Consider the following 8,982-nt stretch of genomic DNA (forward strand, 5'->3'; position numbering starts at 1 on the left):
TGGTGGAGTGTTTATGTTTAAGACAGAAATTACAATCATTTTAATAGATGGATGTGCCCATCAAACAAATAATCAGTAGGGTTAGTAGAAGTGTGATTATTCCAGTATTTGACCAAAAAAAGATTGTACGCATGAGGTCGATGTCGTTTGAAGTGAATTTATACTTCGTGGTTTTGACCGCAACCTGTAGCGAGTGATGTTCCACTTTGATCAGTAAGCCGACGATGACAACCAGCGTCGCGAGATTGATAATAGCTCCCCCGATAAACGCAATATTGACGGTGTCTTGTAACAAATCAGGCGCCATCTCAGATTCAACAGACATGATAACACCACAGATTAAGATGTAGGCAACATAGATGCAAAAAATAATCCAGCGAATGCGTTTAATTTGTCTGACCATCTTAGTGTTCGTTTGCAGTTGATGTTGTCTTGAAAATAGTTGGGAATACTGTTTGGCACGATGGGAGGAAAACAACGTAAATAAGATACCAATAACATAGAGCAAAAGCATGTTGGGATGACGTTATAATCTGATGCCGGCATGAAGGAAATAAGTAACTGTGGTGGATATAGAATCATTTTTTTCTCGTTTCAAACTTTTTTAAAAGTATATCATAAAGGCATATTTTATATTTTTGCTTGATTTTTCAAGTCTTAATAAGGAGGGGATACGATGAAAATTTACTTTGCGGCATCGATTCGTGGACGGGATGACTTATGAGACGTGATTTTCGGCTCACAATCAAGGTGTGAAAACCGCGTTTTTTAGCGGGTTGAACCCGGTCCCATGGAACGGCGTTTTCGGCCAGCGTAACGGTAGCTTTTTGAACATTGTGCGTAGTAAGCCAGCCAACTTAACACAAAAAATCTCGTGCCAAACGACAGTAATAGTCGTTGGACGCGAGATTATTTTTTATCATAAATTGCGTTTACTAGTCAGTAACAACCAGTGACTTGATGGCTTCACGGTTAGCCATCGCTTTGTAGGCATCATCGATGTCATCCAGTTTGAATGACTTAGTGAAGACTTTACCTGGGTGAATGTCGCCATCCAATACAGCCTTTAGTAAGACACTCTTGTCGTAGGTCGTAACAGAAGCAGGACCACCTGCGATTGAAATGTTGTTATAGAAGGAAGGCGCCATGTCCATTTTTGGTTCATGTGGCAAACCAACACGGCCAACGATAGCACCTGGACGGGCAACTTGGGTTGCGGTTTCGTTGGATAATTCAGTGCCGACGCATTCAAGCACAGCATCTGCACCATCATTGTTAGTGAGTTCCATGACTTTCTTAACAGCGTCGTCGCCACGTTCTGCAACGATATCCGTTGCGCCGAACTCTTTGGCGAGCTTTTGACGATCTTCATGACGGCTCATTGCAATAATTCGTTTGGCACCGCGCATCTGGGCAGCAATGACACCACACAAACCAACGGCACCGTCACCAACGACAACGACGGTACTGCCAGCATGGACATTGGCGACTCGAGCAGCATGATAGCCAGTTGCCATAACGTCAGCGAGCGTTAACAGTGAATCCAACATGGCTTCGCTGTAATCTTCTGGTTTGCCAGGCACTTTAACCAGTGCCCATTCACCATGTGCAAAGCGAATGTATTCGGCTTGCACACCGTCACTAAAGTTATTGTCATGGTCTTGACAGTCACCATCAAAACCGGCACGACAAGCGGCACAATGACCACAGCCGTGAGTAAATGGTGCGATAACAAAGTCACCAGGAACAACGGTGGTAATTGCACTACCAACTTCTTCAACAACACCGATGGCTTCGTGACCAGTATTTTCGGAATTGGCGGCCTTATCTTCTAAACCACGATAAGCCCATAAATCGGATCCGCAAACACAGGTCCGCACGACCCGGATGATGACGTCATCCGAAGCCTGAACTGTTGGTTTTTCAATGTCTTTAACTTCAACTTTGCCTGCTTTTACAAATACAGTAGATTTCATTATGTAGAACACTCCCTTCGAGGTTATTTTAAGACTTTTCGTGTTTGTTTGCGTACTTTACGGATTGAAAATTTAAATTTGTCATGTTGTTTGAAAAATGCGCATATAAGTGTTTAAGAAAGAATGAAGTTGTGAAATGCTGTTGTAACCTAAGTAACACTAGTGTAACATTCGAATTGTAGAAAGCGCATGAATTTGGGAGGTCAATGACATGACAATGAAAGGGTTTAAAATTGCATCGGTTGGTTTATTAACGGTTGTTGTGTTGGCTGGCTGCTCAGCGTCAGCAACGGCAAAGACAAATGCGTCGAGCGGTAGTGTACATACTACGTCACAAAAAGTCGTCAAAGGTAATGCGAGTCAGTCTCGTCAGAAGACGAGTGCCACAAACGACACTACAGAAGTGAATAGCAGTGTTAAGACTGTTGCGGACAGCTCGGTAGAAAATGTGCAGCCATCGACTCAAACGGTCAATACTGCTTCAAGCAGCACTGTTAGCTCACAGCCATCAACCGGCACAACGACTGCCAGCTCATCGGCTCCCACAATTCAGTCATCAAGCGTTAGTGAATCAACGAAGAGTTCGACACCGGTTACACAATCCGTGGCGACCAAGACTGCAAGTGCAACAACTGATCAGTCTTCTGTAGCGCAGCAATCTTCAGCCAACGGTAACTCGCAGGCCACTCAACAAGCCTCAGTAACTGCCAGCTCAAAGGAACCACAGCAATCATCAACTGCTCAAACGGCAGCGGCCATTCTATTGGCAAGCGGTCAGGATCGTAATGTGGCAGACATGAGTCAGCTATCCATTGTCAACGCAGATCCTAAGTGGGGCAACATAACGCCTGGTGACGATGGGCAAGTTCATGTTCTTAACACCAATAACGGTGTCTCCAACGTAGGCTATACCATTACTGGTGATACAGTTAAAATGTATACGATGCCTTCTGCAGTGAGTGGCGCTGATTGGGTTAATCAATCGACGGGTTCATTTAGTTTGCAACAAGCTGTCAATCAGTCTCAAACGAATCCAGCAGCCCCATCAATTGCGCAGAAATTTGCAAAATAATGAATAATGATAAAAATGACTGGCTAGAAAAATCTAGCCAGTCATTTAATTTCTCAACGAACAAAAGCCTTTAAACTAAATAAAACGGCTTAGATACGTGAAAACAACGAAGTGAGGTCAAAACTGGCCGTATAATTACGATAACTGTGCATTATCGTAATTGATGGAGAATGCAGATGAATGAAGAAAGTATTTGTAATTTATCAATAGTTACTACGAGAGGGATAATTCGTCCCTTTTCGGCTCATGAAATCGATGCTTTTTTGAGCTACCATAACAACCTTGACTGGATGCAGTATCAGGAATTTAAAGGACTGAGTCGAGCGGAGGCTGAAGATACACTATTATCCAATCCAAAGCTCACGCAAGGAAAACAATTCGCATTTGTAAAACCTGAAATGGAGCAGTTATTGGGTGATTTTTATCTGCAACTGGAGGGTGACACAATGTGGTTAGGCTATACGATCAATCCGCTGTTTGCACGACATGGGTATGCATTTGAAGGCGCTAAAGCATTGATTGAGTTTTTGTCACAGCAACATGTCCGAGTTATAAAGGCAGATGTTGATCCAGATAACCAAGCATCGAGGAGGCTATTGGAAAAGCTAAGTTTCAAACGAATCATGCAAAATAATGAAACGGTTATCTTTGAACGAAAGTTGACCAATTTTAATAATTAGAACGATTAGTAGTGAATTGTGAGGTAATTCCTTGTGATTCACTACTTTTTTAGCGGCAGACATATTTTTTGAAAGGTTACTTATGGATTGGATAATATGTACACAATAAAAGGAAAGGAGGTTAGGCAATGAGGGCGCCAACAAAATGGCTAGTGGGACTAACAGGTTTCCTGACGCTGGTGATTGGGTGTCTGTTAGTGGCCATGAATGCAAACATCGGCTTTGTCTCCGACTGGATTGTTAGCATCATGAATCATGACGCAAAATTAGCTATGATCATTTGGATTGTGGCAGGTGGTTTTATTGCGTTGGTGGGGTTGGTTATCCTGTTGATTGGTTTATTTAAGCCACGGACAGTTGGCATGATCGAGTTTCAAGGCTCTCGTGGCGTCGTGAGACTACCTGTCAATGCAATTGAGCAGGATTTGAAACTTCGGATTGAAGATGCTGTTGACGTAGGGCATCTTGAGGTAAATATTCGTGCACACGCCAAACAGCATCGGGCAGACGTTAAAGTGCATGGTACCGCGCTAGCACAAGAAACACCCAGATATGATGATTTGGGTGAAGCCGTGTTGGCTGTTGTCAATGAGTATCTTCAAGACAGTTTGCAATTCAAGTTGCGTAAGCGTCAGGTGACAATTGAGGCATTTCGCAATCCTGACCAGAAGGCACGGGTGGTTTAGCGAAGGGAGGTGGTTTCATGAGTCGTCCGATGTTTGGCACCATAGTCGGGCTGGTGCTTGGACTGGCGTGGGTACTGGCCGGCTTTTGGAGCATGATTTTGGTTGCGGTATTGGCTTTAGTTGGTACGTTAATTGGTAAGTACAGTCGGGTAGTTGATCGACAGATGATCAAACGCCGCATCAATCAATTTTTATCTAGTTAGGTTAGGTCTGTTTTGTTATGGAGGGAATCGATAATGGAAAACACTAAACAAGCTGCACAATCACAGTTAAAGCACACATTAAGTTACGACGATGGCGTTATTGAAAAGATTGCCGGATTGGCCGCACGAAATGTTGATGGTGTCTTGTCACTAGATGGTGGTATGCTTAGCGGCATTACTGATCGCTTTCGAAACCAAGCTGATCCAACACAAGGGATAGATGCAGAAGTTGGTCAAAAACAAGTGGCCCTAGATATGCACGCTACCGTTGAGTACGGGAAAGATATCCGCCAATTATTTGAACAGGTTACTCAGCGCGTCGTTCGTGACATTCAAAGCTTTACTGGCTTAGACGTTGTGGAGTTGAATCTACACATCAATGATGTGATGAGTAAACGGGAATGGCAAGATCAAACAAAAGGTAAACCAAATTCATCACATTCAACAGAAACTAAAGAAGTTGAATAAGAATTTTGAACATCATCTATAACATTACCCGCGACTAACGGAGGTTATAAATATGGCTGAAGCGATGACGAAAAAGGAACTTGTCTTTGATAACGATGTGTTAGAAAAAATTGCCGGTAAGACTGCGCAAGAAGTTGACGGGGTTCTGGAATTAAAGGGTGGCCTATTCGACAATATTTCAAACCAGATGGGCGTCAATAAGCCTGAACAGGGTGTTTCTGCCGATATTGATGAAGACAAAAAGACGGTCGAATTAGAGCTGGACGGCACGCTTGAATATGGTAAAGATGCCAACGATATTTTCGATAAAATCACGCGTAAGATTACTGCTGCTGTCCGTTCGATGACTGGTTACACGGTGACCTCGATTAAGTTGCACGTTAAGGATTTATTGACAGCTGAAGAGTGGCGCGACCAGACGAAAACGGATAAGAAAAAGTAGCTAGTTAGCGCTGTTGAATCTGATTAGAATGGTAAAAATGCCTGTCACACTTCTGCTTCAAGGAAAGCAATGTCGACAGGCATATTTTTTGAATGCAATAGCAGGTTTGGCTAAGCTAATGATAGTAGGATACCTCAGACAACCTTTAAGGAGCGATTAGATGAAGAATTTATTACTCGGTTTTAGTGTTGCAGCCAACATTGCTCTGGCTTACATGATTTTTCAGGATAAGGATCAGATGGAGGACATTAAGTCACGTTTTGATGCCTTAACTGATCAAGCCGAAGGCAAGGCTAAGCAAGTCAAAGGTGCCATCACTGGCGATGCTGGTGACAAAGTGAGCGGCAACGTGGATGAAGGCAAAGGAAAGGTCAAAGAAGGTGTTTCCGATTTGAAGGACAAATTGACCAACGACTAAAGTTGCGTTGACGGATCATCCCTCACACATTAGATTACTAACCTATAAACATCAGAAAGCACCAACTAACTGTTTTTCAGCTAGTTGGTGCTTTCGTTTACATCGTGGGCAAGCCTTGTTAAGCCATCCGAATTGGCGATTTTGTAGTGATGCTGCTGTTTGATAAGGTAGCCATCTTTCACGAATTGTGCGAGCACATAGAGTAAGTGACGGTAAGAAATGCCAAGGTATTCAGCCACTTGAACGTGTTTCTCACTGTAGAGACCATCGTGAGCGGTTAATAAAATAAATGATGCCAAACGTTGAGCAACGGGAAAGGCCGCATTGTTGCCAGCAGTTTTAACGGTTCGGTAATTTTTATGAACGAAGTAAAGGCAGATTTGACGCAAAAAAACGGGATCAGCGAGTAGCTTTTTCTGCAGTGGGCGGATGGGCAGCGCCAGACACCAGCAGTCGGTGATGGCCTGCATGCTGAAAGCCGTTGCTGACCGTTGTTCGATAAGTTCCATTTCACCAATAAAACAGGGTGGTGTAAAGAAATCGATTAGTGAAACTTTGCCGTTTGCTAACACGTCATATAGTTTCGCTTTTCCTTTAACTAAATAAAATAGGTACGTTAACGGAGCGCCGGCTTTGACAATGAAATCATTGGCTGCAATGTGGAAAAGCTTGGTGTCTTGTCGTGGATCAAACGAAAATTGTTCATTGAACCCTGAAGTGACGATGAAATTGTTAATAACATCCTGAGTATCGATTTCCTGCATGTTTTTACCTCAACTATGAGATTTATCATACTTATAATAGCAACCGCTTACATATAATACAAATTGTAGCAGAGTGATGCCGAAGCTCGGGAGCATCCGAGTACCGCTGAAATTCGAGGAGGAAGTAAAAATGGCAGGACGTAAAATTATTCTTGATTGTGACCCAGGCCACGATGATGCGATTGCATTGTTCATGGCAGCTGCACACCCAGCAATTGACTTGTTGGGTGTGACGATTGTTGCGGGTAACCAGACATTGGCTAAAACGGTTCGTAACGGGTTAAATGTTGCGCAGTTATTAGACATTGACACGAAAATATATGCGGGGATGCCACAACCAATGGTTCGCCAACAGGTGGTTGCTGGCAACATTCATGGCGAAACAGGTTTGGATGGTCCAACGTTTGGCCCATTGCATCGGGAAGCCGAGAAGCAGAACGCGGTTGATTTTATTATTGATACCTTGATGGCTAGTGATGGCGACATCACGTTAGTCCCAACCGCACCACTGACTAACATTGCCGTTGCCATGCGTCGTGAACCACGCATTATCCCAAAGATTCAGGAAATCGTTTTGATGGGTGGCGCATACGGGACCGGGAACTTTACGCCATCTGCTGAATTCAACATCTTTGCTGACCCAGAAGCAGCTAAAGTTGTCTTTGGTGCGGGGGTGCCAATTACCATGATGGGTTTGGACTTAACCGAACAGACGATTTGTACGCCTGACATCATCAAACGAATGGAAGATGTTGGCAATACTGCTGGTAAGTTGTTTAGCGACATGATGAACTTTACGTTGAAGACTCAATTTGAAGCATTTGGTTTGAAGGCTGGCCCCGTTCATGATGCCACCACTATCGGTTACTTGATTGAACCAGATATTTTCAAGACAGAATCTGTGTACGTCGATGTTGATATCAACCGCGGGCCTTGTTACGGTCGGACTGTTTGTGACATGCACCATGTTATGAAAGAAGAGCCAAATACTAAGGTCGGCATTACACTGGATCTGGACAAGTTCTGGGATTTAGTTGAAAAATGTGTTCGGATGTATAAATAAATATGTAATAGGGTACTGCCATTTGCAATTGTTAATCAACATGAAATGGGCAGTGCCTTTTTACATAAAAATATTTAATTGGTGTCCGTTATTGTATAAAACCAACTTTGTTTACGCCAATAACTCCGCGTCTTAAACGTCCAACCTCAATATTGGAAAAATTGAATGTCTCAAAATTGAATTTTTCGAATTGAAAATCATTAAAAGCAATATCATCGAATTTTAGGGTGTTCATTGCAAACCTTTCAAGTCCTAATTGCTTAACCATTTCGTCCGTTAATGTATAATCCTGTTCAACCAGGCCGAAAATTGTTTGTCCGGATTTTATTGAGTAAGACAATGCTAAATTTTCTATGCCTTGATACACAAAGCCACCAATAACACTTCCAATAACACTGCCAAGTGTCATGCCAATCGGGCCAAGGGTTGCTCCAAGGAGACTGCCAGATAGAGTAAATATAGTTGAAAAAAGTAATGAATTCACTTGGTCTTTGACCAAAGCTGTAGAAATTTTTCCACGTGCATATTGAATATACGTTTTGCAAGTTCCGTATACAAATACAACTAATGAAGAAATACCGACAGGAGTTAAATTCTTCATTGCTTCTGAAGCTAACTTTTCTCCAAAAACTTTGGATGCTGCATTGGTTGTCAAATATCCAGTAATTGTCGACTGTAAAAAAGCGTCGGTCGTATTAGCAATCGTCGGTCCAGTATTGCTTGAAAGATCAGTTAAGTCGATGTTTTCTTGGTTTGCTATCTGTTGAATAACCTTTAATAAAGTTGGTAATTCAGAAATAATTGCAGTTATGGCTGCAGATGCAGCACCAGTTTTCATAGCCTGTTTTAAAACATGTATTTGACCGTTAGATATGGTTGTTTTTAAACCAACACCGTAATCATCGGCGTCAAATTGTCCTTTTTTTGCGTCTGAAGCTATCTGCGTGGATTCGTCTTTAGATAAAGTTGATGATGAAACTCCATTACCTTCGATATGGTCCGATAACCCATTTTTGACCTCTTTTGCATTAGACAAATTTTGATTTTGGTTGTTTTGACTATACTTTGTTATTTTCTTTGAGACCTCGATTTAAAATTGAAGTGCAACACCTGCTCTACTAGACCAGTTCTTTATTCAGACTAGTCAAAAAGGCCATGAAGACCTATTCTTAATTCACCACAAACAAGAAAGAGGTATCTTCATGACCCG

The 8,982-nt window shown here is 42.5% G+C and carries 12 protein-coding genes; 8 read left to right on the forward strand and 4 right to left on the reverse strand.

Going from position 1 to position 8,982, the window contains the following annotated elements; all coding sequences use genetic code 11:
• Nucleotides 1–40 precede the first annotated feature (40 nt).
• Nucleotides 41–514: a hypothetical protein gene (locus tag LDK34_RS11405; RefSeq protein WP_178941985.1), complete on the reverse strand. Its 474-nt coding sequence runs from the start codon at nt 512–514 to the stop codon at nt 41–43.
• Nucleotides 515–935: 421 nt separating this feature from the next.
• Entirely contained in the window at nt 936–1,976 is a 1,041-nt protein-coding gene (locus LDK34_RS11410; RefSeq protein ID WP_178941986.1) for a zinc-binding dehydrogenase, read from the reverse strand.
• 211 nt (nt 1,977–2,187) lie between these two features.
• Between LDK34_RS11410 and LDK34_RS11415 the strand changes: the two genes are divergently transcribed.
• The 7 genes from LDK34_RS11415 to LDK34_RS11445 all read left to right on the forward strand — a co-directional run bounded on the left by LDK34_RS11415 (nt 2,188) and on the right by LDK34_RS11445 (nt 5,945).
• Entirely contained in the window at nt 2,188–3,048 is an 861-nt protein-coding gene (locus LDK34_RS11415; protein WP_178941987.1) for a hypothetical protein, read from the forward strand.
• Nucleotides 3,049–3,224: 176 nt separating this feature from the next.
• Nucleotides 3,225–3,728, forward strand: coding sequence for a GNAT family N-acetyltransferase (locus LDK34_RS11420; RefSeq protein WP_178941988.1), 504 nt, complete (start codon nt 3,225–3,227; stop codon nt 3,726–3,728).
• Between the two features lie 128 nt (nt 3,729–3,856).
• Complete coding sequence (gene amaP / locus LDK34_RS11425; RefSeq protein WP_178941989.1) at nt 3,857–4,414, forward strand: alkaline shock response membrane anchor protein AmaP; 558 nt, start codon at nt 3,857–3,859, stop codon at nt 4,412–4,414.
• Between the two features lie 17 nt (nt 4,415–4,431).
• Nucleotides 4,432–4,617, forward strand: a complete 186-nt coding sequence (locus tag LDK34_RS11430; RefSeq protein WP_178941990.1) for a DUF2273 domain-containing protein — start codon at nt 4,432–4,434, stop codon at nt 4,615–4,617.
• Nucleotides 4,618–4,650: 33 nt separating this feature from the next.
• Entirely contained in the window at nt 4,651–5,085 is a 435-nt protein-coding gene (locus LDK34_RS11435; protein ID WP_017260380.1) for an Asp23/Gls24 family envelope stress response protein, read from the forward strand.
• Nucleotides 5,086–5,137: 52 nt separating this feature from the next.
• The gene (locus LDK34_RS11440; protein ID WP_017260379.1) at nt 5,138–5,527 is read left to right on the forward strand and encodes an Asp23/Gls24 family envelope stress response protein; all 390 of its coding nucleotides are present in this window, start codon (nt 5,138–5,140) and stop codon (nt 5,525–5,527) included.
• Between the two features lie 160 nt (nt 5,528–5,687).
• Nucleotides 5,688–5,945, forward strand: a complete 258-nt coding sequence (locus tag LDK34_RS11445; RefSeq protein ID WP_017260378.1) for a CsbD family protein — start codon at nt 5,688–5,690, stop codon at nt 5,943–5,945.
• Nucleotides 5,946–6,025: 80 nt separating this feature from the next.
• Here the strand turns inward: LDK34_RS11445 and yeiL are convergent, their stop codons facing one another.
• The gene (gene yeiL / locus LDK34_RS11450) at nt 6,026–6,709 is read right to left on the reverse strand and encodes a transcriptional regulator YeiL (protein WP_178941992.1); all 684 of its coding nucleotides are present in this window, start codon (nt 6,707–6,709) and stop codon (nt 6,026–6,028) included.
• Between the two features lie 130 nt (nt 6,710–6,839).
• Here yeiL and rihB point away from each other — a divergent pair, with 130 nt between their 5' ends.
• On the forward strand, nt 6,840–7,772 hold the full coding sequence (gene rihB, locus LDK34_RS11455) for a ribosylpyrimidine nucleosidase (RefSeq protein WP_178941993.1): 933 nt from the start codon (nt 6,840–6,842) through the stop codon (nt 7,770–7,772).
• A gap of 88 nt (nt 7,773–7,860) precedes the next feature.
• Here the strand turns inward: rihB and LDK34_RS11460 are convergent, their stop codons facing one another.
• Nucleotides 7,861–8,808: a hypothetical protein gene (locus LDK34_RS11460; RefSeq protein WP_236941855.1), complete on the reverse strand. Its 948-nt coding sequence runs from the start codon at nt 8,806–8,808 to the stop codon at nt 7,861–7,863.
• Between the last annotated feature and the right edge of the window lie 174 nt (nt 8,809–8,982).

Origin of the sequence: Furfurilactobacillus milii (genome assembly GCF_021654115.1) — a bacterium.
GTDB lineage: Bacteria > Bacillota > Bacilli > Lactobacillales > Lactobacillaceae > Furfurilactobacillus > Furfurilactobacillus milii.